This is a genomic window from Pseudomonas sp. N-137, assembly GCF_034555295.1.
Classification (GTDB): Bacteria; Pseudomonadota; Gammaproteobacteria; order Pseudomonadales; family Pseudomonadaceae; genus Aquipseudomonas; species Aquipseudomonas rhizophila.
The window spans coordinates 138,699-164,589 of record NZ_JAXUDQ010000008.1; the positions used below are offsets into that span (position 1 = coordinate 138,699).

A 25,891-nucleotide genomic window follows, 5' to 3' on the forward strand; every position below is an offset into this window, starting at 1 on the left:
CATGACCAGAACCATGCGCACCCGAACGTTGAAAACGCTGCTGGCGCCGTCCCTGCTGACCCTGGCGATATTCGCCGGCGCGACGCAGGCCGCGGCCCCGCTACGCCCGCCCCAGGGTTACTTCGCACCGATTGAAAAATTCAAGACGGGCAGCTCTGACGAGCGCTGCGAGGCAGTACCGACGCCCTACACGGGCGCCCTGCAATTTCGCAGCAAGTACGAGGGTTCCGACAAGGCCCGCGCAACGCTGAACGTGAAATCGGAAAAAGCCTTCCGTGATGCCACTTCCGACATCACCCGGATCGAACGCGGCGTCAGCAAGCAAGTGATGCAATTCATGCGTGACGGCCGCCCCGAGCAGCTGGAATGCACCCTGAACTGGCTGACCGCCTGGGCCAAGGCCGATGCGCTGATGTCCAAGGACTTCAACCACACCGGCAAGTCCATGCGCAAATGGGCCCTGGGAAGCATGGCTTCGGCCTACGTACGCCTGAAGTTCTCCGAGTCTCGCCCACTGGCCAATCACCAGGAGCAGGCGCAACTGATCGAAGGCTGGTTCAGCAAGATGGCCGATCAGGTGGTGAGCGACTGGGACAACCTGCCGCTGAAAAAAATCAACAACCACTCCTACTGGGCCGCCTGGTCGGTGATGGCCACCGCCGTGGCGACCAACCGCCGCGACCTGTTCGATTGGGCCGTCAAGGAATACAAGGTCGGCGCCAACCAGGTCGACGCCGAGGGCTTCTTGCCCAACGAACTCAAGCGCAAGCAACGAGCCCTGTCCTACCACAACTATGCCCTGCCGCCCCTGGCGATGATCGCCAGTTTCGCCCAGGTCAACGGCGTGGACCTGCGCCAGGAAAACAACGGCGCCCTCAAGCGCCTGGGTGACCAGGTGCTGGCCGGGGTGAAAGACCCGGAGATATTCGAAGACAAGAACGGCGATGAGCAGGACATGAAGGATCTGAAAATCGATTCCAAGTTCGCCTGGCTGGAACCGTTCTGCAGCCTCTACACCTGCCCCGAGGATGTGCTGGAACGCAAGCATGAAATGCAACCGTTCAAGACGTTCCGCCTCGGCGGGGACTTGACCAAGGTGTACGACCCGTCATGGGAAAAAGGCGAAAAAGGTAGCTGATGCCGTATCCCCTGCCTGGCAGGGGAGCTGTGGGAGCAAAACGTCTGAAATGTAATAAAACCTCCCGGTTTTCATGGGGGGGTTTGGGGGGGCTCTGGCCCTTGACTGTTGATTCAACATGGAGAGATCGGGATGGTATTTTCATCCAATGTGTTCCTGTTCCTGTTCTTGCCGATCTTTCTCGGCTTGTACTACTTGAGCGGGCAACGCTATCGCAACCTGCTGTTATTGCTGGCCAGCTATGTGTTCTATGCCTGGTGGCGCGTGGACTTCCTTGCGCTGTTCGCCGGCGTCACCCTGTGGAACTATTGGATCGGCCTGAAAGTCGGCGCCGCCGGCGTGCGCACCAAACCGGCCCAGCGCTGGCTGTTGCTCGGCGTGGGTGTGGATCTGTGCATCCTGGGCTACTTCAAGTACGCCAACTTCGGTGTGGACAGCCTCAACGCGATCATTACCGGCTTCGGTCTCAATCCGTTCATCCTGACCCACGTGTTGTTGCCGATCGGGATCTCGTTCTACATCTTCGAGTCCATCAGCTACATCATCGACGTGTATCGCGGTGATACCCCGGCAACTCACAACCTGATCGACTTCGCAGCGTTCGTGGCGATCTTCCCGCACCTGATCGCCGGCCCCGTGTTGCGTTTCCGCGACCTGGCCGATCAGTTCAACAACCGCACCCACACCCTGGACAAGTTCTCCGAAGGCTGCACGCGCTTCATGCAGGGCTTCATCAAGAAGGTGTTCATCGCCGACACCCTGGCGGTGGTGGCCGATCATTGCTTTGCCCTGGAGAACCCGACCACGGGCGATGCCTGGCTCGGCGCCCTGGCCTACACCGCACAACTGTACTTCGACTTCTCCGGCTACAGCGACATGGCCATCGGCCTGGGCTTGATGATGGGCTTCCGTTTCATGGAGAACTTCAAGCAGCCCTACATCAGCCAGTCGATTACCGAGTTCTGGCGGCGCTGGCACATCAGCCTGTCGACCTGGCTGCGCGATTACCTCTACATCACCCTGGGCGGCAATCGCAAAGGCACGCTGATGACCTATCGCAACCTGTTCCTGACCATGCTGCTCGGTGGTCTGTGGCACGGCGCGAACATCACCTACGTGATCTGGGGTGCCTGGCACGGTATGTGGCTGGCCATCGAAAAAGCGGTGGGTATCAACACCACGCCACGCAGCATCAATCCGATCCGTTGGGCACTGACGTTCCTGCTGGTGGTGATGGGCTGGGTGATCTTCCGTGCCGAGAACCTGCATGTGGCCGGCCGCATGTATGGCGCCATGTTCAGCTTCGGTGACTTGTCGCTGTCGGAACTGACCCGTGCCAACCTCACCGGCCTGCAAATCGCCACGCTGGCGGTGGCCTACGCCACCCTCGCCTTCTTTGGCCTGCGCGATCTCTACACCAATCGTCCACCGGTCAAGACCAAGCCTGAAGTGAACACCGAGGCCGATGGCCCGGCCACTGCACAACCGGGACTGATCAAGGCTGTACCGGGCGACAACCCGTCGAGCATTCATCAACCGGGCTACACCGTGGGCGTCGAAGCCCAGGTGCAACCGGCGTACTGGGTCGCTGACTGGCCGCGCTACGTGATGCGCACGCTGGTGCTGGTGCTGTTCATCGCCTCGATTCTCAAACTCTCGGCGCAAAGCTTCTCGCCGTTCCTTTACTTCCAGTTCTGAGGGATCTGAACATGACCCGCTCATTACGCATCTTCTACATCGCACTGTTCCTGCTGACCTTGACGGTCCTGGGCCTGTGGTCGGTGCGCAGCTTCTTCGGCTTCAGCACCAACCCTGATGCGACCGTGCTCAACGGTCGTTGGAGCAAAGCCGTCGAGACGCACTACGACGACGAGTTCCCGATCAAGCGCCTGGGCACCAACATCTGGGCGGCACTGGACTACAAGCTGTTCAACGAGGGCCGCAAAGGCGTGGTCCTGGGTCGCGATCAGTGGCTGTACAGCGACGAAGAGTTCAATCCGATCGTCAACGAAGAGCAAAACCTGCAAGGCAACTACGCGCTGGTCGAAGGCGTGCGCCAGAAGCTCAAGGAACAGGGCATTACCCTGGTGATGGCGATCGTGCCAGCCAAGGCGCGCCTCTACCCGGAACACTTGGGTGAAGTGAAGCCGTCCAGCATTCACGCCAACCTCTATCAGGATTTCCATGCCCGTGTGGCGGCAGACAAGATCCTGGCCCCTGACCTGCTCGGCCCGATGCAACAGGCCAAGCAAAACGGCCAACAAGTGTTCCTGCGCACCGACACCCACTGGACTCCCGAAGGCGCGCAGGTCGCCGCCGAGATGCTGGCGAAGACGATTGCCGAGCGCACCCCACTCAACGGCGAGCCACAACGTTTCGTGACAACGCCAGCGGAAAAAATCATCCACAAGGGCGACCTGCGTCAGTTCCTGCCTCTGGACCCGCTGTTCGAAAACCTGATGCCAGCCCAGGAGCCGCTGGTCAAGCGCACCACCCGTGAAGCCGACGATCAGCCGGCCGAAGGCGACGCGCTGTTTGCCGATGCCCAAGTGCCGGTGGCGCTGATCGGCACCAGCTACAGCGCCAACCCCACCTGGAACTTCGTCGGTGCCCTCAAGCAGGCCCTGAACAGCGACGTCGTGAACTACGCCGAAGACGGCCATGGCCCGATTCTGCCGATGCTCAGCTACCTCAAGAGCGACGCCTTCAAGAACAGCCCGCCCCAGGTACTGATCTGGGAGTTTCCTGAACGTTATCTGCCTGTGAACAACGAAATCGGTGACGCCGACCCGCAGTGGGTCGCAGAACTCAAGCAAGCCGGCGCACGCCAACAGAACGTAGCCGCCAACACCCCATCCGAGACGCCCGACCGGGCGCAAAACTGAAAGAGAGGTCCACCATGACTTTCACTACAACTCCTCGCCGTCTCGCCGCTCGCTCCCTCAAGGCCGTTGCCCTGGTTGCCAGCATGAGCGCCCTTTCACTGTCCGCCTTTGCCGGAGGTGACTCGGCCCTGTATGGCCCGGTTGCGCCAAAAGGGTCGAGCTTCGTGCGGATATACAACGCCAGCAACGCCGAAGTCAGCGCCACCGTCGGCAGCACCAACCTGAGCGACGTAGCACCACTGGCCAGCACCGACTTCAGCTTCATGCCTGGCGGCGACTACAGTGCCAAGGTCGGCAGCCAGACCGTCCCGGTAAAACTGGCTCCCGATCACTATTACACCCTGGTCAACAACGCCAGCGGCCAGCCTCAGTTGATCGAAGAACCGCCATTCAAGAACAAGCAGAAATCCCTGGTTCGCGTGCAGAACCTTAGCGACAAGCCGCTGACCCTCAAGACCGCCGACGGCAAGACCGAAGTGGTCAAGACCGTAGCGGCCAAGAGCCGTGGCGAGCGTGAAATCAACCCGGTGAAAGTGAGCCTGGCGCTGTTCGACGGCGACAAGAAAGTCGGCGACCTCAAGCCCGTGGCCCTGGAACGCGGCGAAGCGGCCGTGCTGTACGTCACCGGCTCCGGCAGCAGCCTGTCGCCAGTGTGGGTAAAACGCCCGGTGTCGACCCGATAAGAGCAGCGGCAAGTTTCCAGCTTCAAGCGGCAAGCTTTTGCTTGCAGCTTGAAGCTCAAGGCTTGCCACTGCCGCAGGAACAACAACAAGAGAGTGAAACGACAGAACGCAGTAGCTCTAAAAACCATTTCGATTTGTAGGAGTAACAAACATGATTCCGGTGATCTTGTCAGGTGGTAGCGGCTCACGTCTTTGGCCGCTTTCGCGCAAGCAATTCCCTAAACAGTTCCTGGCCCTGACCGGCGAACATACCCTGTTCCAGCAGACCCTCGAGCGCCTGGTGTTCGAAGGCATGGACACCCCGATCGTGGTCTGCAACAAAGACCACCGGTTCATCGTCAACGAGCAGTTGACCAACCGCAAGCTGGAAGCCCAGCGCATCCTGATGGAACCGTTCGGGCGCAACACCGCGCCGGCCGTGGCCCTGACGGCGATGATGCTGGTCAATGAAGGCCGCGACGAGCTGATGCTGGTCCTGCCAGCCGACCACGTGCTGGAAGACCAGAAAGCCCTGCAACGTGCGTTGGCCCTGGCCACCGTGGCCGCCGAGCGTGGCGAAATGGTGCTGTTCGGCGTACCGGCCACCAAACCGGAAACCGGTTATGGCTACATCAAGTCGACCAACGATGCCCTGCTGCCTGAAGGGGTGAGCCGCGTTTCGCACTTCGTCGAAAAACCCGACGTCAAGCGCGCTACCGAGTTCGTCGAAGCCGGTGGTTACTTCTGGAACAGCGGCATGTTCCTGTTCCGCGCCAGCCGTTTCCTCGAAGAGCTGAAAAAACACGATCCGGACATCTACGACACCTGCCTGCTGACCCTGGAGCGCAGCGAACAGACGGCCGATACCATCACCTTTGACGAAGCCACTTTCGCCTGCTGCCCGGACAACTCCATCGACTACGCGGTGATGGAAAAGACCCAGCGCGCCTGCGTGGTGCCACTGTCGGCCGGCTGGAGCGATGTCGGCTGCTGGTCGTCGCTGTGGGAAGTCAACGCCAAGGATGCCAACGGCAACGTCACCAAGGGCGACGTCGTCGTCCAGGACAGCCGCAACTGCATGATCCACGGCAATGGCAAGCTGGTGTCGGTGATCGGCCTGGACAACATCGTGGTGGTCGAAACCAAGGACGCCATGATGATCGCCCACAAGGACAAGGTCCAAGGCGTCAAGCAAATGGTCAACACCCTCAACGCCCAGGGCCGCACCGAAACCCAGAACCACTGCGAGGTCTATCGTCCATGGGGTTCCTATGACTCGGTGGACATGGGCGGTCGTTTCCAGGTCAAGCACATCTCGGTCAAGCCGGGCGCATGCCTGTCGCTGCAGATGCACCACCACCGCGCCGAACATTGGATCGTGGTCAGCGGCACCGCTGAAGTGACCTGCGACGAGAACGTGTTCCTGCTCTGCGAAAACCAGTCGACCTACATCCCGATCGCCTCGGTTCATCGCCTGCGCAACCCGGGCAAGATCCCGCTGGAAATCATCGAAGTGCAGTCCGGCAGCTACCTGGGCGAAGACGATATCGAACGCTTCGAAGACATCTACGGTCGCTCCACCCCGGTCGAACGCGGCGTGTCGGTGAAAACCATCGCCCAATAACGATCAGCAACGATCAGCAGAACAAGAAGCCCCCGTCCAGCCCACTGCGTCCCCTATCCGCAGTGGGTTGGGTGGGGGCTTTTTTATTGATTGACCACTCGCTTGGCATCAAACTTTTCGGCAATCCTGGCCGAGCGCGGATTGACCGCGTCCGTTCTGATTTTTCTGATGTCCGCGCCCTTCGAAATGGCCTTGATTGCATGCACCGTCAAGAATGTACCCACCCCCTTCAGGATCGGCAGTCGCGCCACTGAGGTGGCCTGCGCCAACGCCTCTTTCTTCAAGGTCCCGCCATCCTGGGTTTCAGGGTGGACGACCACTTGCACAACATCCACTTCGGTTTTTCCCTTCGTTGTAAACGCGTTCAATTCGGCCAGACCATAAATCTGTCGCTCTTCAGGTGGTTTCAACTTGTCGGATTTTTTCATGACCGCGAAAAAGCGCCGCTCAACGACGAAATCAGGGTGCCTGTTCAACGCGTCCGGATCGATCGGCTCGTCCACGAATACATCATTGGCACTGCGCAACATGTAACTGGAAATGCTTGCCCCCAGACCGAAGTTTGAAGGTTGCCCAACGACCTTCGAACTCGATGTTTCGCTGGAGAGGGCTTTATAGCGTTGCTTGTAGCGTTGTAGATTCTGTTTGACCTCATCCCCTCCCACCAGATAGTCATTGAATGCACCGACCTCCACCACTTTGAAGTCATTCACATCGCTGAACTTTCCTGTGGCTTCCTTGAACACGCCAACCCTGCTCGTAAGCGCTGCCGCTGTGAGCTTCAGTCGGTTTTTTACGCCCACTTCTATTTCGTACTTGCCAGTCTTGTTGAGCCCGTCGGCGTCCCGAAAAGTCAGCGGGTTATTGCTCACCATCGCGTACAGATTCAGCCCATCGATATCTCCCGCAGGGTCCGGATTCAGCCAGCGCTGCAGACCGGGCATGTAGTACCGATAGCCGTAGTAATAGAACCCTGTTGCATCCCGCTCCTTGCCCGAGTAACGAACCGTCTTGTAACTGACCTCGATCACATCTTCCCCGGCCAGGTACGCGGTCTCGCCGAAAGGATAGAAGTGCTCGCGGCTGATGATTCTCCCGTCCTGGGCAAGCTCCAGACTGGTCGAACCCAATTGGTCGGTAAAACTGTATCGATAGAGGTCATTGGCCCCCGCAGGTGATGGGCTTTCCCAATGCAATACCCGCACACTGTTGAGCCCACCCTGGACGATGATGACCTGGAGAGACTCCCCAGTGCCGCTGTCGGCACGCAGTTCCAGCCCAGGCAAATAACGCACCTCGGCGGTCAGCGTCCGGGCACCGGCTTGCAGAGTGCGCAATTTGCGAACGCGCAGACCGCTGCCGTCGTAAACATAAATCTCACCGTCGTTAAGCCTTGAGGCGCGTTCGATGGGGGTGACCGAACTCAACTGGTTGCGCAGATCCCAAGCCAGGAAACGCCCCTCGTCCTGTTCCAGACAATTGCCCCGCGCATCGAACGCGGCGCAGATTTCATCTTCCGTTGGGGGCACGCCGTTGCGGTACGGCAAACAACGATTGCTGTAGCGGGCCGCTTGCAACTGGCGGCCATGATTCTGAGCGCCGACATGGGTCAGCTCCAGCAGGTTGCCGCTTTCGTCGTAGCGATAGGTCTGCCGGTAGTTGCTCACCGCCGCCGGGTCGACGCGACCAACGGACTCCGGTCCCTGATTGGCAGCGCCCGCCTCCCAGCCGTTGGCTTCAAGCAATTGGTAGAGACTGTCGTAGATAAAACGACTGATCGGGTTGATACGCTGATTGGCGAAGTAGCGCACCGGCAGAGCCTTGTCCTCGATACTCAGCACGTTACCCATGGGGTCATATGTGTAGAACAGGTCTTGCAGCACCTGTTCCGCGCACCTGGCGTGGCGTTCCATCAACCGGCCATCATCGGGACTGTATCGAAGTGTGGTCTGCACGCCGTTCCCGGCCGTTTCTTGCTCTATTTGCCCCTCGGCGCTGTAACGGATATCCCTGACCAGCGGCTGCCATGTGTCCTGCCCGTTTAATAACAAGTGATTTTCATGCAACCGGCCATCGCGGGTCAGTCTCTTGCTTTGTCGATGGCCCAGGGCATCCATTTGCTCCAGCACGTCGCCCTGGGGGCCAAGGCACCAGGTTGACCGGGCGCCCTCGCCGGGCTCGAGCAGTGTTTCGCGCTCGGCTTCCGGCTCCGGCCAGTCGGGAGTGACGGCATCAAGGATGAAGCGACGGTTCTGGACAAGGTTTTGCGCGGTGAGGGAAAACGACTCCAGCAGCACGCTACCCGCCGGGTCATCGTGACGGATCAACTGCCCGTACTGGTTATGGTCGCGATCGCCCCGGCCCGGGGAACCGTACTTCAACCGCTCCATGCACCGACGCAGTTGCCCGGCGCCTTGTTCGAGCACCACCACGGGACGGAGCAGGTCGTCGTAGCCCACCTCGCGATGCGTGCCCCGACCGTCCCACGCCCGCAAACCCTCGCCGGCGAGCCCAGGCAGATCGATCTGCCTGCCCGCATCGACGCTATCGGTACGCAGCGCGGCAGCGGACAGCGAATAAACCGTCGTAAGGTTGGCCGGCGCCGACTGATCGTCTTGTTGCAAGCGCCACAATCGAGGATCCCACTGTTTTGCCAAACGACCGGCGGCATCGAAAAGGCTGCGAGTGACGCGCTCTTGCGTGGGCCCGTTCTCGATGTTGCGCCAATAGTCGACCGAACGAACCGGTAAATTCCTTGGGTCAAAGGCCATCAGCCTCGGGGTTCTCTGATCCATGCCCATCTAATCAGACCTCTTGGTCGTAGCACCGCAGCGTCGTAAACGGCATCTAACAAGGGCAGACAACCCTTGCCTACTGTCAGATATGACAGCGGCGACCGACGGCCCGAGACGGATGAATACCCACGGCCCGCCCCCTCCGGTAGGATGGTGTGACGGTAACGGAGGCTTCAACCATGCTTATCGGCGTCTTGCTGGTCATCACCTGGCTCATCCTGCTGCTGCGCTATCCGGCCAAGGCGTTGCCGGTGTCCCTGGCGGCGTTCGTCGGGTTGGGACTGGTGGCCGCGTGGGTACTCTGGGAGGACAACCGCGAAACCCGGCAACTGGCGCGCCTGGATCTGCGCGTCACTTACGCCCCCGAACGCTGCCCGGCCGACCGTCCGCTGTTGCTGAACATGACCAATGGCAACGATGTACCGCTGATCGAACTGCGCTGGCGAATCGCGGCGTATGCACCCGGCGACACCATCAACCTGGCCGACAATCAGTACACCGCACCTCGTTACAGAGGCCCAGGCGAGTTGCAGCCCTGCGCGGACTGGCAGGATTGCCTGCCCCTGCCGCCACTGCGTCCCGGCTACCGCCCACAAACCCTGGAGTTTCGCGCCGAACGATTGCAAGGCAGCTTCTCCAACTGATCCCCTCTCACTGTTTGCATAAGGAATGGCTATGCCCGTTGCGTTGATTACCGGATGTTCCAGCGGCATCGGCCGCGCCCTCGCCGATGCCTTCAAGGCCGCCGGCTATCAAGTATGGGCCAGTGCACGCAAGGATGAGGACGTGGCGCTGCTCAGTGCTGCCGGGTTTACCGCCGTACAACTGGACGTCAATGATGGCCAGGCCTTGGAACAGTTGAGCGAACGCATCAACCAACAACACGGCGGTCTCGATGTGCTGATCAACAATGCCGGCTACGGCGCCATGGGTCCCTTGTTGGACGGTGGTGTGCCGGCCATGCAGCGCCAGTTCGAAACCAACGTGTTCGCGGTCGTCGGAGTGACCCGCGCACTGTTCCCGGTGCTGCGCCGGGCCAAGGGATTGGTGGTGAACATCGGCAGCGTTTCCGGCGTGCTGGTGACGCCATTTGCCGGCGCCTATTGCGCCTCGAAGGCGGCGGTGCATGCCTTGAGCGATGCGCTGCGCATGGAACTGGCACCGTTCGGCATCCGCGTGATGGAAGTCCAGCCCGGCGCCATTGCCTCCAGCTTCGCCAAAAATGCCGGCCATGAAGCCGAGCAACTGATCAGCGAACAGTCACCCTGGTGGCCTCTGCGCGACGGCATCCGCAGCCGCGCCAAGGCGTCCCAGGACAACCCGACCCCGGCCAGCGATTTTGCCGCAGGACTGCTCAAGGCCGTGCAGCAACCCAGGCCCCCGCGCCTGCTGCGCTTGGGCAATGGCAGCCGGGCGTTGCCGTTGATGGCCGGTTTGCTGCCCAAGGGGTTGCTGGAAAAAGGCTTGATGAAGCGGTTCGGGTTGGGTGGGTCGCTGTAAAACACAGGGTAAACACGCATGAAACCCTGTGGGAGCGAGCCTGCTCGCGATAGCGACGGCACAACCAACCTCCTTGCCCACTGAAACACCGCTATCGCGAGCAGGCTCGCGCCCACAATTATCCGTGGGCGTCAGCGCTCGGTTTGGGATCGACCACCACCGTACAGGTCATCCCCGCCGCCAGCAGCACGCCGTCCGGCACTTCGTCGATATGGATCCGCACCGGCACCCGCTGCGCCAGGCGAACCCAGTTGAAGGTCGGGTTCACATCGGCGATCAACTCGCGGCTTGCGGGGTTGTCACGGTCGTAGATGCCCCGCGAGATGCTTTCCACATGCCCCTTGAGCACCTCGCCGCTCATCAACTGCAACTGCGCCGAATCACCGACCCGCACCTTGGGCAGCTTGGTTTCTTCGAAGAAGCCGTAGACCCAGAACGAATTCATGTCCACCACGGCCATTTTCGCCTCGCCGATGCGCGCATAGTCGCCCCGATGCACGTTGAGGTTGGTGACATAACCGTCCACCGCCGCGCGGACCTGGGTACGGGCCAGATTCAGTTCGGCGGCCTCCAGTTGCGCCTGTGCGTGCTGGTAATCAGCCAGGGCCGAGTCGGCAATGTTACTGGCGTCGTCACGGTTTTCCCGGGAGATCACCAGGCTGTCCAGGTCGGCACGCCGATGCGCGTTGACCTTGCGCATTTCCCAGGTCGCCTTGCGCGAGGCCACCAAAGAGCGAGCCTGTTTCACCGCAATGCGGTAATGCTCGGGGTCGATGCGCATCAGCAGGTCGCCCTTTTTTACCAACTGGTTATCACGCACCGGTACCTCGACCACCTCACCACTGACGTCGGCGGCGACGTTGATGATGTCGGCGCGTACCCGACCATCACGGGTCCACGGAGTGTTCATGTAGTGCACCCACAACACCCGGCCGATCCACAGGGCAAGGGCCAGCACCAACAGCGTCGCAAGCAGGCTGAAAAACTTTTTCATCGCATTGATCTCAACGGTAGACCGTCAGCGCCAGCGCGCCAAACAGGCAGGTAAACAGACTCAGGCGCAGCAGCGCCGGGTGCCAGAAGAAGCGGTACAGGTCCAACCCCGACAGAAAACGATCCAGGGCCCAGGCCAGGGCGGCGGCGATGAAAAACATCAGGGTCATGGTGGGCATGTACACGCCATGGAAGGCGATTTCACGAGGCATGTTCGGGTTCCTGGGGCAGCGGCCTGGCGTAGGCCGCCAATGGCGATTGCGGGTCCAACAGCGAGGTGCGGATGAAATGCAGGTAGCTTTTCACCCGGCGCAGGGCTGAGGTGTCGAAATGCGGGGCGAAGGGTTCGTCACTGGCCTGTACGCGGCTGATGGCATGGTCGACCGCCAGCAGGGCGCGCTCCAGATTGCTCTGGCCGGGCTGACGAAACAGCCGCACCAACGCCCGCCCCATCACGCGGATCGCCTGGCGCCAGGGCTGGCTTGGGGCATAGGCCGGATGCACGGGCAAGATCGCCTGTTCCTTGCGCAATTCGATAATCGCGTGGCCGACTTCCAGGACCACAAACATCCAGCGCAACAGATCCCGCTGCACCCCAGGTTGCCCCGCCGCCAGTCCATAAGCCTGATGCAGCAAGTCCCGGGTGCGACTTTCAAAGCCCGAGGCCAGGCCCTTGAGCCGGCCGCTGATGGCAAACACCACCTGCTCGCGCAGGTCTTGTTCGAGCCGGCGCCACAACCAGCGACTGTTGGGCGGCAGAATGATTGCCCCGGCAGCGGCACATACCAGCATGCCAAGGATCATCGCGAGGTAATCGTTGATGAAGGTGTAGGGGTTGTAGACCGTCAGGTTGTCGGGCACCGAGCCTGTGCAGAAGAAGATCAACAACCCCAACCCGACCCCGGCGTATTGCGGTCGCGAGCTGAGGAATGAGCCCAACATGATCACCGGCGCCAACATCACGCAGAGCAAGGGAAAGCCATCGATCAGCGGGAAGATGAAAAACATCTCGACGAAACCGATCAAGGCCCCGAGCAGCGTGCCACACGCCATCTGGAACGCCATGCGTTTGGGGTTGGGCGTGGCGGCCGACAAGCCCACCGTGGCGGCGGCAATCATCGTCATGGTCGCACCGCTCGGCCAGGCCGTGGCGACCCAATAGCTGCCCAGCACCAGCAGGATGAACGCTGCCCGAAACCCCGACGCCGCAGCCGCCAGACCGTTGGTCTGCGGCATGAAAGGTTGGTCCCATTGCTCGCGTTCGTGGCGATGATCAGCCAGCGACGCATGGGTCTGGGCGTAGCCGTGCAAGTCATCGACGAAGCGATACAGCAGCTCGTAAGCGGTGTGAAAGTCCAGCCGTTCTGCCTCGCTCGGATCTGTTTCTTCGAACACCCCACGCAGCCTGCGGACCTGTGCCGGCAAATCGGCTTTATAGGTTGCCAGCTCCGCCGCCAGGCGCGCGGCGTCTTTATCGGTCAGGGCGCGGGCGCTAAAACCGTCCAGCAACTCGGCCAACGTTAGCAGACCCGGTTTAATGGCATTCACCACATGATCCACCCCGCGGCTGCGTAGACGTTCGAGCAACTGGTGCAAGGCGTTGAATCGGGTGGTGATGCCCATGAACTCGCTGTTCAAGCGGCTGAGCCGACCGTTGCGACGACGCATGTGCGGGTCTTCGAACACCGTCACGCTGCGCAGGCTTTCCAGGCCCACGGCTTCGGCAATGAAACCGACGTTACGCGCCTCGAATGCCTCGCGTTTGCTGCGTCCACGCAAGCCATCCGTGACAAACAGGGCGAACACTCCAAAGCGTTGGTACAGGGCGTTGCGCATGGCGGCGCTGGCGGTTTGCGGCAAGATCGCGGCGCTGATCAGGGTCGCGCAGAGAATCCCCAGGGAAATTTCCAGCACACGCCAGACCGCCGCCATGAACGCACCTTCCGGATGAGCCAGGGCCGGCAGACCGATCATGGCCGCGGTGTAGCCGGCCAGCACAAAACCATAGGCCCTGAAGTTGCGATAACGCGCCGCGCCCGCGGAACAGACACCGACCCAGATCGCCAGGCTGCCCAGAAACAGTTCGGTGTTCTGGGCGAACAAGGCAATCAGCGCCACCATCACCGCCGAGCCGGCCAGCGTGCCGAGCAAGCGATAGAAACTCTTGGCGAACACCTGCCCGCTCTGGGGCTGCATGACGATAAACACCGTGATCATGGCCGTGCGCGGTTGCGGCAGCTCCAGACGCATCGCCAGCCACAATGTCAGGAAGGCGGCGAGCAGCACTTTGAAAATGTAGACCCACGTCACACCGTCGCTGCGAGCCCAGTCGAAGAAACCACGGCGCCATTCTAGGCGGTACAGCCAGCGGGCAGGAGCGAATAAAGACATCACAATAGAACTACTCAACATGGCTCAAGTCAGGGATGTCCTTGCCGGCGTCCAGGCCACCGCCCAACGCCGTCACCAGGTCGGCGTGGGCCGTCAGGCGCGCCGCCTCCACTTGCTGCTGCACCTGTTGCTGCTTGAACAACAGGCTTTGGGCGTTGAGCACGTTGAGGTAGTCAGTGAGCCCGCGCTGGAACGCAACCATCGCGATGTCGTAGGTGCGTTGCGCGGCGGCCACCGACTCAGCAGCGAAGACGTGTTGTTTGTCCATGGACTCACGGCGGATCAACTGATCGGAAATGCTCTTGAGTGCATCGACCAACGTCTGGTTGTAGTGGGCCACGGCGATGTCATAACCGGCCGCCGCCTCCCCCAACTGTGAGCGCAGGCGCCCACCGTCGAAAATCGGCAGTGTGATGGCCGGTCCGACGCTGTAGTTGAGCTTCTTGCCGGTCAAGAACTCCAGCGCCCCGCCACCGGTCGCCATGTAGCCGATACTGCCCACCAGGTCGACATTGGGATAAAACCCGGCACGCGCGACATCGATACCCCGTGCCTGAGCGGCCACTTGCCAACGCCCGGCCACCACGTCCGGACGCTGGCCGAGCAATTCGGCGGGCAAGGCCGACGGCAACTTCAAGGGCGCACCGAGGGCCAGGGTCGGGCGCTGCAGCCGCGCCCCGTCTCCTGGCCCTTTGCCCGCCAGCGCCGCCAGTTGATTGCGGCTCAAGGCAATGGCTTCGTCGAGGGCGTCGAGTTGCCGATGGGTCTCAGGCAATGGCGCCTGGGCCTGGCTGACTTCGAAATGGGTGCCGATGCCGCCGTCCAGACGCTTTTGCGCCAGTTCGAGAATCTGCTCCTGCTGATGGAGGGTCGCCACGACGATATCGCGCTGGGCATAGTGCAACGCGAACTGGATATAGGTGCGCACGATGTTGTTCTGCAACTCCAACTGCGCCTGCCGCGCCTCGGCCACGCTGACATGAGCCAGGTCGACGGCCCGCTCACTGGCGTTGCGCTCGCGGCCCCACAGGTCCAGCGCATAGCTCAAGCCCAGGCCCGCGTTATTGTCCCAAGTGGTGGTGTCGGCCAACTCGCCAGGGCCATAGAACTGATCGGTGGGCCAGTTGTGGCGCTTGAGGGTCGCTTGACCATTGATCTGTAGCGACTCGGCAGCCTCGACGACACCGGCCATGGCCTTGGCCTGCCGCACGCGGGCAGCGGCCAGGGCCAGGCTCGGGCTGTCATGCACGGCCAGGTCGATCCAGCGATCCAGTTGCCGGTCGCCATAGGCATTCCACCACTGGCCGGTGGGCCAGTGAGCATCACGGGCAGCCTCGCGGATCGCTTCATCGGTGGCCAGTTGATTGGCCGACAATGCCTGGCCTTGCGGCGCAATCCCTCCCGTGCCGATGCAACCGCTGATGGTGAACGTTAAAAGCCAAACACTGAGAGTCTTCAGCTCTCTGCTGATGCAACGCGGCACTTGCGCAAAATTCCTGAGATGGGGAGGCGTGAAGAGGCTGAATGCCCGGTGACGCAACTGTGGGAGCGAGCCTGCTCGCGATAGCGTCCAGGCAGACACATTGAGGGGAATGTGATGCCGCCATCGCGAGCAGGCTCGCTCCCACAGCAATCAGCGATCCAGGATTGGCCGCAATTCTAGGCACCCCATCGAACGGCGATAAGCCGACCTTTCTGCGAATCTTTGTTACCGTTACTGCGATAATCCATTAGTCGGGGTCCGCGGCGCTGTAACTTCGTGTCACAATTTGCCATCTCCCAAGAGAGCCTCCCATGGACACTTTGCAAAACATGCGTGCGTTCAGCTGTGTTGCTGAAGCGGGCAGTTTCACCGCCGCCGCCGTGCAACTGGATACCACCACAGCCAACGTTTCGCGTGCGGTTTCCAACCTGGAAGCCCATCTGCAAACCCGCCTGCTCAACCGCACCACCCGCCGCATCGCCCTGACCGAGGCCGGCAAACGTTATCTGCTGCGTTGCGAGCAGATCCTGGCGTATGTCGAGGAGGCTGAAGCCGAGGCCAGCGATGCTCACGCACGTCCTGCCGGGCAGTTGAAGGTCCATACCATGACCGGCATCGGCCAGCATTTCGTGATCGATGCCATCGCCCGCTATCGTAAAACCCATCCCGACGTGACTTTCGACCTGACCCTGGCCAATCGTGTGCCGGACATCCTGGACGAGGGTTACGACGTTTCCATCGTACTGGCCAGCGAATTGCCGGACTCGGGCTTTGTCTCCCAGCGCCTGGGGATCACCTACAGCATCGTCTGCGCATCACCTGCCTACGTGAAAGCCAGCGGCTGCCCGCAGAAACCCGGCGACCTGCTCAACCACGCCTGCCTGCGCCTGGTCAGCCCGGTCATTCCGCTGGAGAAATGGGTATTTGACGGCCCCGAAGGCCAAGAGATGGTCACCATCAGCAACTCACCGTTCCTGGTGAACTCCGCCGATGCCATGAAAACCGCGATCACCAGTGGCATGGGCGTGGGCGTGTTGCCGGTGTATGCCGCCATTGAGGGCTTGCGCAATGGCACGCTGGTGCGGGTCATGCCCAACTACCGCTCCCAGGAACTGAACCTCTACGCCATCTATCCTTCGCGCCAGTACCTGGATGCGAAGATCAAGACCTGGGTCGAGTACCTGCGCGGCTCGCTGCCGGAAATCCTCGCGGCGCACCAGGCCGAACTGACGGCCTATGAGTTGAGTGGCAGTCTGGCCGGTGCACGGGTCGCGAACTGATTTCGCGCCCGTGCTCCAAGGGTGATATCAGCGCTTGCCCATCGAGCGACGCGTGCCGGGAGGCGCGGCGCCAGGGGTCTTGGTATGACCGTTCTTCGCGCCGTTCTTGTACCAAGGCTGCTGCCCGGCCCCTTTGGCCGCGGCCAGCTCACCGGGCTTGAACGGAAACTTGAAGGTCGGGATCGCGTTGACGCTCTCGCCGCTGGAAACATCGCTGTCGGGCCGGTCGGCCTGTTCGCCGTTCGGGCGTTCGTCCGCGGGCGAAGGTGTTGGGGAAGTCATGTAAAGCTCCGGGTAATGCGTGCAAGTCGGGCCCGGAGAGCGAGCCGCGAAAGTCGGCAGTATACCCGCCCGATACCAGCGCGCGCAGGGCGGATTCAATCGGCCCTTCACTCGTCTGACAGCAAGTCGGGACAAAACTGACAAGCCCGTCAGTTAGGCGTCACCTTCCTGACCACCTCACAACGCTATATAAGAAAGATAAAAATCCCTCTGTCCTGAACCGGCCTCCCACATCCATGCACATCCAGAAAAAAACCGTCTTGCTCGTCGCGCTCCTGGTCGCTCTGGCAGCTGTCGCCCTCTGGTATGTCATGAAACCTGTCACCGCCAAGCCCGGCGCGCCCTTGGCCGTGCCGGTAAGGGTCGTCAGCGTGGTGCAAAAGGATGTGCCGCGCTTTGCCAGTGGCATCGGCACGGTGTTGTCACTGCACAGCGTGGTGATCCGCCCGCAGATCGACGGCATCCTCACTCAACTGCTGGTCAAGGAAGGGCAACAGGTCAAGAAGGGGGAACTGCTGGCCACCATCGACGACCGCTCGATCCGCGCCAGCCTTGACCAGGCCAGGGCCCAACTCGGTGAAAGCCAGGCACAACTGGCGGTCGCCCAGGTCAATCTCAAGCGTTACAAATTGCTCAGTGTCGACGACGGCGTATCGAAACAGACCTACGACCAGCAACAGGCACTGGTCAACCAGCTCAAGGCCACCGCCCAGGGCAATCAGGCGGCCATCGATGCCGCCCAGGTGCAGTTGTCCTACACCCGGATCCGCTCCCCGGTGACCGGTCGCGTCGGCATTCGCAACGTGGACGAAGGCAACTTCCTGCGCACCAGCGACACCGAGGGCTTGTTCACCGTGACCCAGATCGACCCGATCGCAGTGGAGTTCGCCCTGCCCCAACAAATGCTGCCCACCTTGCAACGGTTGATGGCCGCCCCCGAGCAAGCGCTGGTCCAGGCCTACATAGGCGCTGATGGGACCTCCGGTGAAATGCTCGGCGAGGGCCGCCTGAGCCTGATCGACAACCAGATCAACGCCAACACCGGCACCCTGCGGGCCAAGGCTGAATTCAGCAACGCTGCGCAACGGCTATGGCCAGGGCAGTTGGTGACATTGAAAATCCAGACCGCACTCGACAAGGACGCCCTGGTGGTTCCACCGACCGTGGTTCAGCGCGGCCTGGAGCAACCTTTCGTGTACCGAATCACCGGCGACCGGGTAGAGAGCGTACCGGTGGTGATGGTCTACCAGGACAGTGACCTGCACATCATCAAAGGGGTGAGCGCGGGCGATCAACTGGTGAGCGACGGTCAGTCACGGCTCAAGCCGGGCAGCCGCATCCAGGTGCTCGGTGACCCAGTGGCCCAGGCCAATGTGTCGGAGCCAAAACCATGAAGGGCCGCGGTTCGGTTTCGGCGTGGTGCATCGACCATCCCATCGCCACGGTCCTGATGACCTTCGCCCTGATACTGCTGGGATTGATCGCCTTTCCTCGCCTGCCTGTCGCGCCGTTACCTGAAGCGGAATTCCCGACCATCCAGGTCAGGGCTCTGTTGCCCGGCGCCAGCCCCGAAACCATGGCGTCGTCGGTGGCGACCCCACTGGAAGTGCAATTCAGCGCCATTTCCGGCATTACCCAGATGACCTCAAGCAGTGCCCTGGGCTCGACCAACCTGACCTTGCAGTTCAGCCTGGACAAAAGCATCGACACCGCCGCCCAGGAAGTGCAAGCGGCCATCAATACCGCCTCCGGCAAACTGCCCCAGGACATGCCGAATCTGCCCACCTGGCGCAAAGTCAATCCGGCCGACAGCCCGGTGTTGATCCTCAGCATCAGCTCCAGCCTGATGCCCGGCACCGAATTGAGCGACTACGTCGAAACCCTGCTCGCCCGGCAACTCAGCCAGATCGATGGCGTGGGACAAATCTACATCACCGGCCAGCAACGTCCGGCGATCCGGGTACAGGCCTCGGCGGACCGACTCGCCGCCATCGGTCTGACCCTGGCCGACATTCGCGTGGCGCTCCAGCAGGCCAGCCTCAACCTGGCCAAGGGGGCGCTTTACGGCGAGTCGAGCGTTTCCACCCTGTCCACCAACGATCAGCTGTTCCAGCCGGAGGAATATGGTGAGTTGATCGTGTCCTACAAGGATGGGGCACCGGTTCATCTCAAGGACGTCGCCAAAGTCATCAATGGTTCGGAAGACGCCTACATTCAGGCCTGGTCCGATGAGCAACCGGGGCTCAACCTGGTGATTTTCCGTCAGCCGGGGGCGAACATCGTCGACACCGTCGACCGCATCCAGGCAGCCTTGCCGACCCTGGAAGCCATGCTGCCTGCGGCCGTGCAAGTCAAGGTACTGAACGACCGTACACAGACTATCCGCGCTTCGCTGCATGAGGTGGAGATCACCTTGCTGATCGCGGTGCTGCTGGTGGTGGCGGTGATGGCGCTGTTCCTGCGCCAGCTCTCGGCGACCCTGATTGTCTCAGCGGTCCTGGGCGTGTCGCTGATCGCCAGTTTCGCCCTGATGTATGTGATGGGCTTCAGTCTGAACAACCTGACCCTGGTGGCTATCGTGATCTCGGTCGGGTTCGTAGTGGACGATGCGATCGTAGTGGTGGAGAACATTCACCGGCACCTGGAGGCGGGTGATGGCATGCGCGAAGCGGCGATCAAAGGAGCTGGCGAAATCGGCTTCACGGTGATCTCCATCAGTTTTTCGCTGATAGCCGCGTTCATTCCCCTGCTCTTCATGGGTGGCGTGGTCGGGCGTCTGTTCAAGGAGTTTGCCCTGACCGCCACTTCGACCATCCTGATTTCGGTGGTGGTGTCCCTGACCCTGGCACCGACCCTGGCCGCGCTGTTCATGCGCGCCCCGACGCCTCATGCCCACGGCAAGCGAAGTTTCGGCGAACGCCTGCTGGGTGGGTATGAACGGACACTGCGCTGGGCCCTGGCCCATCAGAGACTGATGATCGGCGTGTTCGGCATGACCCTGGCGCTGGCAGTGGCGGGCTACGTATTCATTCCCAAGGGTTTCTTCCCGGTACAAGACACCGGCCTGGTGCTGGGCACCAGCGAAGCCGCCGCCGACGTGTCATTCCCGGACATGGTGGCCAAACACAAGGCCCTGGCCGAGATCGTCGCCGCCGACCCGGCGGTGCAGAGCTTTTCTCACGCTGTCGGCGTCTCGGGTTCCAACCAGACCATCGCCAATGGTCGCTTCTGGATCGCCCTCAAGCCCCAGGATCAGCGTGACGTGTCGGCCAGCGCATTCATCGACCGGATCCGCCCCAAACTGCTGGGCATCCCCGGCGTGGTGCTGTACCTGAGGGCCGGGCAGGACATCAACCTCAGTCCCGGTCCGAGCCGCGCCCAATATCAATACGTGCTCAAGAGCAACGACGGACCGACGCTCAACACCTGGACACAAAAACTCACCGACAGGCTGCGCGGTAACCCCGCGTTCCGGGACATCTCCAACGACCTGCAACTGGGCGGCAGCATCACCCACATCAACATCGACCGCAGCGCGGCGGCGCGCTTTGGCCTCACCGCCAGCGATGTCGACCAGGCCCTGTACGACGCCTTCGGCCAGCGGCAGATCAACGAATTCCAGACTGAAACCAACCAGTACAACGTGATCCTGGAGCTCGACACCGCGCAACGCGGCAAGGCCGAGAGCCTGGCCTATTTCTACCTGCGCTCGCCGCTCAGTGGAGAGATGGTCCCGCTCTCGGCCCTGGCCCGCTTCGATGCGCCGACCAACGGCCCGCTGTCCATTGCCCACGACGGCATGTTCCCGGCCGCCAATCTGTCGTTCAACCTGGCGCCTGGCGTGGCATTGGGGGATGCGGTGCGCATGCTCGACCAGGCCAAGAACGAGGTCGGCATGCCGGCCTCCATTACCGGCAACTTCCAGGGCGCGGCCCAGGCGTTCCAAAGCTCCCTGGCCAGCCAGCCATGGCTGATCCTCGCCGCGCTGTTGGCGGTGTACATCATCCTCGGCGTGCTCTACGAGAGTTTCGTACACCCGTTGACGATCATCTCCACCCTGCCCTCGGCCGGCCTCGGCGCGCTGGTCATGCTGTGGTTGCTGGGCCAGGATTTTTCGATCATGGCGCTGATCGGGCTGGTGCTGCTGATCGGCATCGTCAAGAAAAACGGCATCCTGATGATCGACTTCGCTCTCGACGCCCAGCGCAAGGGTGGGTTGACGCCCCAGGAAGCGATTTTCCAGGCATGCCTGACCCGGTTTCGCCCGATCATCATGACCACCCTGGCCGCCCTGCTGGGCGCCCTGCCGCTGATGCTCGGCTCCGGCCCCGGCGCAGAACTGCGCCAGCCGTTGGGCATTGCAGTGGTCGGCGGCCTGCTGGTGAGCCAGGCGCTGACGTTGTTCACTACACCGGTCATATACTTATGGCTCGAGCGACTGTTTCATCGGCCCGTCCAGCAGCCCGGACCTGCGCCGACGACGCTGGCGACCACAGACTGAGGCGGGGCCATGCGCGTTCTGATCATCGAAGACGAAGAAAAAACCGCGGACTATCTGCATCGCGGCCTGAGCGAACAGGGCTACACCGTGGATGTGGCGCCGGACGGCGTCGAGGGGCTGCACCTGGCGCTGGAAAGCGACTACGCGGTGATCGTGCTGGACGTCATGCTGCCAGGCCTGGACGGCTTCGGCGTGCTGCGGGCCCTGCGCGCCCGCAAACAGACGCCGGTGATCATGCTCACCGCCCGTGAACGGGTCGAAGACCGCATCAAGGGCTTGCGAGACGGCGCCGATGATTACCTGGGCAAGCCGTTCTCCTTCCTGGAGCTGGTGGCCCGCCTGCAAGCCCTGACCCGCCGCAGCGGCAGTCATGAACCGGTGCAGGTCAGCATCGCCGACCTGTGGATCGACCTGATCAGCCGCAAGGCCACCCGAGCAGGCCAACGCCTGGACCTGACGGCCAAGGAGTTCTCGCTGCTCAGCGTCCTGGCACGTCGCCAGGGCGAAATACTGTCGAAAACCGCCATTGCCGAAATGGTCTGGGACATCAACTTCGACAGCGACGCCAATGTGGTGGAAGTGGCCATCAAACGCTTGCGGGCCAAGCTCGACGGGCCGTTCGAACAGAAACTGCTGCACACGATTCGTGGAATGGGTTATGTGCTGGAGAGCAGAGAGTGACTTTGCCCGACAGTATTGCCCTGCGCCTGAGCGGCATGTTCACGCTGGTGGCGGCATTGGTGTTCCTGTTGATCGGCGGAGCCTTGTACCAGCAAGTCGAAAAGGGTCTGGGCCTGCTGCCGGAAGCCGAACTCGATGCGCGCTACAGCGTGCTCGAATCCACGGTCGGTCGCTACGGCACACCCGAGCACTGGGTGAAGATCAATAACAAGTTGCGCCTGCTGGGAGAGGAAGACAAACGCATTCACTTCTGGATCGTCAGTGGCGATCCACGCTTTGAATATGGCAACCCCGATCCACAGATTCGTGCCTTCGCCGAAGGTTCGCTGGGCAAGCGCGACCTGAAACTGGCGGCCCAGCAATACCCGATGAAAGTACTCGTCAGCCAGTTCCCGGCCAAGGACCAGCGTCCACCGTTGCGCTTCATGATCGGCATCGACACCCAGACGTTCTACCAGACCCAACACTATTTGCTCGTGGCACTGGTGAGCCTGGCGATTGTCGGGGTGATCCTGGCCTCCTTGCTGGGCTACTGGGTAGCGCGTATCGGCCTCAAGCCGCTGATCAAACTGTCCGATGAGGCCAGACGCCTGACACCACCGCGCTTGTCCGGGCGCTTGCAGATGTCACCGTTGGCGCCGGAGCTCAGTCAATTCGTCAGTTCCTTCAACGCCACCCTCGACCGGGTCGAACAGGCGTACTCGCGACTGGAGTCGTTCAACGCCGACGTCGCCCATGAACTGCGCTCGCCCCTGACCAACCTGATCGGCCAGACCCAGGTGGCGCTGACCCGTGGGCGCTCGGCCGAACATTACTTCGAGGTGCTGCAATCGAATCTCGAAGAGCTGGAGCGACTGCGCTCGATCATCAACGACATGCTGTTCCTCGCCAGCGCCGACCAGGGCAACAAAGCCACCAAACTCACCAGCACCTCCCTGGCCGGCGAAGTGGCGACCACCCTCGACTACCTGGACTTCATCCTTGAAGACGCCCAGGTCCAGGTCAGGGTCAGCGGTGACGCCCAGGCCAACATCGAGATCGCCCACCTGCGCCGCGCACTGATCAACCTGCTGAGCAACGCGGTGCGACACACCGCCCCGGGGCAAGTGATCAATGTGCGCATCGAGGCCCTGGGCGACCAGATCACCCTCGCCGTCACCAACCCCGGCGAACCGATTGCCGATGAACACCTGCCACGCCTGTTCGAACGGTTCTACCGGGTAGATGCCTCCCGCAGCAACAGTGGCGCCAACCACGGGTTGGGGCTGGCCATCGTCAAGGCGATTGCGCTGATGCACGGCGGGGATGTCTTCGTGCGCAGTGACCGGGGCGTGAATACCTTCGGGATCCGCTTGCCGGCCTGACACCCCACGCTGTTTAGATCGTATTGGGATGAATTCCAGGCGATTGAATGCTGGATGAAAGCCAAATCAAGCAAAGTAAAAAGATCTGCGCCTTCGGCAGCGCTCACGCGTTATTGCGCGAACACTGATTGCCCGCTCTCACCGATCCAAGCACAATCAGCAAAAGGCCAGCATCTGGTGCATTGCCGGTTATGCAACCCTTTGGGACGGATCCCAGCCACATGACAAATGCAGACATCGGAACCATGAGCGCGAGCAGTGCGACACCCGGCAATACCCCGTTTTCGATACGCTCGGAACGGGTACTCGTACTGGCCAGTTCGTTGGTTGTCATTGCCATCCTGAGCATCGTGACCTTCCTGCTGATCCGCGAATACGCCGCTGCCCAACAGGCCGCGACACGTTCGGCGACCAATATCGTGCAACTGATTGATGCCGACGTGCTGCGCAACGTGGAGCTCTACGATCTGTCGCTACAAGGTTTGGTCGCCGCCGCCCAACGCAACGACCTGAAAGACGTTTCGCCGACGATTCGCCACTTGGCCCTCTTCGACCGTGCCACCGCCGCCCCCTATAAAGGCGACATCCTGCTGCTCGACAAGCGCGGCAATGTAGTCGCCGACTCCGCCTCGATCGAGCCACGAAAGGGCAACTACGCCGACCGGGAATACTTCCAGTCCCATGTCCATAACCCAAGCCCGGGCATGATGATCAGTCGCCCGTTTCGCTCCAGAAGTGCCGCGCAGGACTGGCGTATCAGTTTCAGCTACAGACTAAACGACGAACAAGGGGAGTTCCTGGGCGTGGCGGAAGCCGCGATGCGCTTGAACTATTTCAACCAATTGTTCAAGAGCCTGAACATCGGTCATGGCGGCACAGTCAATCTGGTGAGCAGCGAAGGCTTTCTGTTGGCCCAGGAGCCGCCCCTGGCCGAGGACCTGATTGGCAAGGATTTCAGCAACCGCCCGAACTTCATGCGCATCCTGCGCGAAGGCAACGGCAGCTTCACCAGCGTATCCGGTCAGGACCAGAAGCCGCGCCTGTACACCTTCTCCCAAGTGGGCGACCTGCCTTTGATCGTGGTGGTAGCGCTCTCCTCCGATGAAGTCTTCGCCTCCTGGAAACGCACGGCGCTGCTGGTCAGCGGTGCTACGGGGGCATTGTGCATCGGTTTGCTCTGGCTCACCTGGCTGCTGCGTCATGAACTTAGGCGGCGCCACCATGCTGAACGGGAACTGGCGCAACTGGCGTCCATCGACTCGCTGACGGGCCTGGCCAACCGCCGGACTCTGGACGAAACGCTGCAACAGGAATGGCTGCGGGCCCAGCGTTCGGGCCAACCGCTGTCAGTCATGATGATCGATGCCGATCACTTCAAGGCATTCAACGATCGCCACGGCCACCCAAGTGGTGATGAGGCCTTGCGCACCCTGGCGCATCTGATCGGTAGGCATGTCCGCCGACCGGCCGACCTGGCAGCGCGCTACGGCGGTGAGGAGTTCGCGGTGGTACTGCCGGAAACCACCACCGCCGGAGCCTTTACCATGGCCCAGAACATTCGCGAAGCGGTGGAACAGTTGCCGCCCTTCATTCCCGGCGCAGCCCCCATGACCGTCAGCATTGGCATTGCCACCTGGGCCCAAGGACCTTATGGCGAACTCGAGCAGCTCATGTTCGCTGCTGACAAGGCGCTATACCAGGCCAAGGCCAGTGGGCGCAATCGTGTGGTTTGTGCGATGTAACGGACCCTTCCATGTGGCTATTCGACCGATTTGGGTAGGTGTGTATCCATTGCTGCGGTAACGGGGCGCCGAGATCAACGTCCACCGCGAGGCGGCCTGACAGCCGACCTGTTTTTTGATGACCGCGTTCATCCTGTGGGAGCGAGCCTGCTCACGATGACGGTGGTTCAGTCAATGAGGATGTTGAATGTGCCGGCCTCTTCGCGAGCAGGCTCGCTCCCACAATTGGATCGGAGTACTACCACAAGAAATAGGCCGGCTGTCAGGCCGCCTTCGCGAGCAAGCTTTGCTCCCACAGATCTGACAGGTGTACGACCGAAAGAACCAGGCCGGCTGTCAGGCCGCCTCGCGGTGGACGTTGATCTCGGCGCCCCGTTAACCACGCTGGCCGAACGCAGGCATTGTGGAGTGGGCATCCCGGCATGGATGCCGGGATAGCCGCGCTGGACCATGGATGGTCCTTCGCGGCGGGCCCACGGAGCAATGCCGGAGTGAGGGCATGCCGAGCCTAAGCGAGGCACCTAGTGGTGGGGCATGAGCGCTTTGGTTACTTTCGCGCTTTTCGAAAGT

At 61.4% G+C, this 25,891-nt stretch carries 19 protein-coding genes; 13 read left to right on the forward strand and 6 right to left on the reverse strand.

What is annotated here, in order from left to right; genetic code table 11:
• Nucleotides 1–13 precede the first annotated feature (13 nt).
• The 5 genes from T3A99_RS08430 (at nt 14) to T3A99_RS08450 (ending at nt 6,309) form a co-directional block, all read left to right on the forward strand.
• The gene (locus tag T3A99_RS08430; RefSeq protein WP_139049262.1) at nt 14–1,138 is read left to right on the forward strand and encodes a mannuronate-specific alginate lyase; all 1,125 of its coding nucleotides are present in this window, start codon (nt 14–16) and stop codon (nt 1,136–1,138) included.
• A 132-nt stretch (nt 1,139–1,270) separates the two neighbouring features.
• Nucleotides 1,271–2,836, forward strand: coding sequence for an MBOAT family O-acyltransferase (locus tag T3A99_RS08435; protein ID WP_047228839.1), 1,566 nt, complete (start codon nt 1,271–1,273; stop codon nt 2,834–2,836).
• 11 nt (nt 2,837–2,847) lie between these two features.
• Nucleotides 2,848–4,023, forward strand: coding sequence for an alginate O-acetyltransferase (locus tag T3A99_RS08440; RefSeq protein ID WP_107321917.1), 1,176 nt, complete (start codon nt 2,848–2,850; stop codon nt 4,021–4,023).
• Nucleotides 4,024–4,037: 14 nt separating this feature from the next.
• Nucleotides 4,038–4,706 carry an alginate O-acetyltransferase AlgF gene (locus tag T3A99_RS08445; protein WP_047228837.1) on the forward strand — a complete coding sequence of 223 codons (669 nt, stop codon included), beginning with the start codon at nt 4,038–4,040 and terminating at the stop codon, nt 4,704–4,706.
• 151 nt (nt 4,707–4,857) lie between these two features.
• Nucleotides 4,858–6,309, forward strand: a complete 1,452-nt coding sequence (locus tag T3A99_RS08450) for a mannose-1-phosphate guanylyltransferase/mannose-6-phosphate isomerase (RefSeq protein ID WP_047228836.1) — start codon at nt 4,858–4,860, stop codon at nt 6,307–6,309.
• 83 nt (nt 6,310–6,392) lie between these two features.
• Here the strand turns inward: T3A99_RS08450 and T3A99_RS08455 are convergent, their stop codons facing one another.
• Nucleotides 6,393–9,110: an RHS repeat-associated core domain-containing protein gene (locus T3A99_RS08455; protein ID WP_322834216.1), complete on the reverse strand. Its 2,718-nt coding sequence runs from the start codon at nt 9,108–9,110 to the stop codon at nt 6,393–6,395.
• 173 nt (nt 9,111–9,283) lie between these two features.
• Here T3A99_RS08455 and T3A99_RS08460 point away from each other — a divergent pair, with 173 nt between their 5' ends.
• Both T3A99_RS08460 and T3A99_RS08465 read left to right on the forward strand, forming a co-directional pair.
• Nucleotides 9,284–9,748 (forward strand): multidrug transporter, encoded by a 465-nt coding sequence (locus T3A99_RS08460; protein ID WP_316912186.1) that lies wholly within the window; start codon nt 9,284–9,286, stop codon nt 9,746–9,748.
• A 31-nt stretch (nt 9,749–9,779) separates the two neighbouring features.
• Entirely contained in the window at nt 9,780–10,604 is an 825-nt protein-coding gene (locus tag T3A99_RS08465; RefSeq protein ID WP_274089985.1) for an SDR family oxidoreductase, read from the forward strand.
• Between the two features lie 118 nt (nt 10,605–10,722).
• Here the strand turns inward: T3A99_RS08465 and T3A99_RS08470 are convergent, their stop codons facing one another.
• From T3A99_RS08470 to T3A99_RS08485, 4 genes are read right to left on the reverse strand one after another with little or no spacing between them, the layout of a single operon-like run.
• Nucleotides 10,723–11,598 (reverse strand): HlyD family secretion protein, encoded by an 876-nt coding sequence (locus tag T3A99_RS08470; RefSeq protein WP_047228832.1) that lies wholly within the window; start codon nt 11,596–11,598, stop codon nt 10,723–10,725.
• Between the two features lie 10 nt (nt 11,599–11,608).
• The gene (locus T3A99_RS08475; protein WP_024617598.1) at nt 11,609–11,809 is read right to left on the reverse strand and encodes a DUF1656 domain-containing protein; all 201 of its coding nucleotides are present in this window, start codon (nt 11,807–11,809) and stop codon (nt 11,609–11,611) included.
• The gene (locus T3A99_RS08480; RefSeq protein WP_155417184.1) at nt 11,799–13,991 is read right to left on the reverse strand and encodes an FUSC family protein; all 2,193 of its coding nucleotides are present in this window, start codon (nt 13,989–13,991) and stop codon (nt 11,799–11,801) included. The genes T3A99_RS08475 and T3A99_RS08480 overlap by 11 nt, the downstream gene beginning before the upstream one ends.
• Nucleotides 13,992–13,998: 7 nt before the next feature.
• The gene (locus tag T3A99_RS08485) at nt 13,999–15,471 is read right to left on the reverse strand and encodes an efflux transporter outer membrane subunit (RefSeq protein ID WP_047228830.1); all 1,473 of its coding nucleotides are present in this window, start codon (nt 15,469–15,471) and stop codon (nt 13,999–14,001) included.
• Between the two features lie 311 nt (nt 15,472–15,782).
• Here T3A99_RS08485 and T3A99_RS08490 point away from each other — a divergent pair, with 311 nt between their 5' ends.
• Entirely contained in the window at nt 15,783–16,751 is a 969-nt protein-coding gene (locus T3A99_RS08490; RefSeq protein WP_047228829.1) for a LysR family transcriptional regulator, read from the forward strand.
• Nucleotides 16,752–16,778: 27 nt separating this feature from the next.
• Here the strand turns inward: T3A99_RS08490 and T3A99_RS08495 are convergent, their stop codons facing one another.
• Nucleotides 16,779–17,033 (reverse strand): hypothetical protein, encoded by a 255-nt coding sequence (locus T3A99_RS08495; protein ID WP_047228828.1) that lies wholly within the window; start codon nt 17,031–17,033, stop codon nt 16,779–16,781.
• A 236-nt stretch (nt 17,034–17,269) separates the two neighbouring features.
• Here T3A99_RS08495 and T3A99_RS08500 point away from each other — a divergent pair, with 236 nt between their 5' ends.
• The 5 genes from T3A99_RS08500 to T3A99_RS08520 all read left to right on the forward strand — a co-directional run bounded on the left by T3A99_RS08500 (nt 17,270) and on the right by T3A99_RS08520 (nt 25,321).
• Nucleotides 17,270–18,427: an efflux RND transporter periplasmic adaptor subunit gene (locus tag T3A99_RS08500; protein ID WP_322834217.1), complete on the forward strand. Its 1,158-nt coding sequence runs from the start codon at nt 17,270–17,272 to the stop codon at nt 18,425–18,427.
• Nucleotides 18,424–21,534: a multidrug efflux RND transporter permease subunit gene (locus tag T3A99_RS08505; RefSeq protein WP_322834218.1), complete on the forward strand. Its 3,111-nt coding sequence runs from the start codon at nt 18,424–18,426 to the stop codon at nt 21,532–21,534. The genes T3A99_RS08500 and T3A99_RS08505 overlap by 4 nt, the downstream gene beginning before the upstream one ends.
• A 9-nt stretch (nt 21,535–21,543) precedes the next feature.
• Nucleotides 21,544–22,215 carry a heavy metal response regulator transcription factor gene (locus T3A99_RS08510; RefSeq protein ID WP_047228825.1) on the forward strand — a complete coding sequence of 224 codons (672 nt, stop codon included), beginning with the start codon at nt 21,544–21,546 and terminating at the stop codon, nt 22,213–22,215.
• Nucleotides 22,212–23,579: a heavy metal sensor histidine kinase gene (locus T3A99_RS08515; RefSeq protein ID WP_171061319.1), complete on the forward strand. Its 1,368-nt coding sequence runs from the start codon at nt 22,212–22,214 to the stop codon at nt 23,577–23,579. Before T3A99_RS08510 ends, T3A99_RS08515 begins: the two co-directional genes overlap by 4 nt.
• Nucleotides 23,580–23,824: 245 nt before the next feature.
• Nucleotides 23,825–25,321: a sensor domain-containing diguanylate cyclase gene (locus T3A99_RS08520; RefSeq protein WP_139049260.1), complete on the forward strand. Its 1,497-nt coding sequence runs from the start codon at nt 23,825–23,827 to the stop codon at nt 25,319–25,321.
• Nucleotides 25,322–25,891 lie beyond the last annotated feature (570 nt).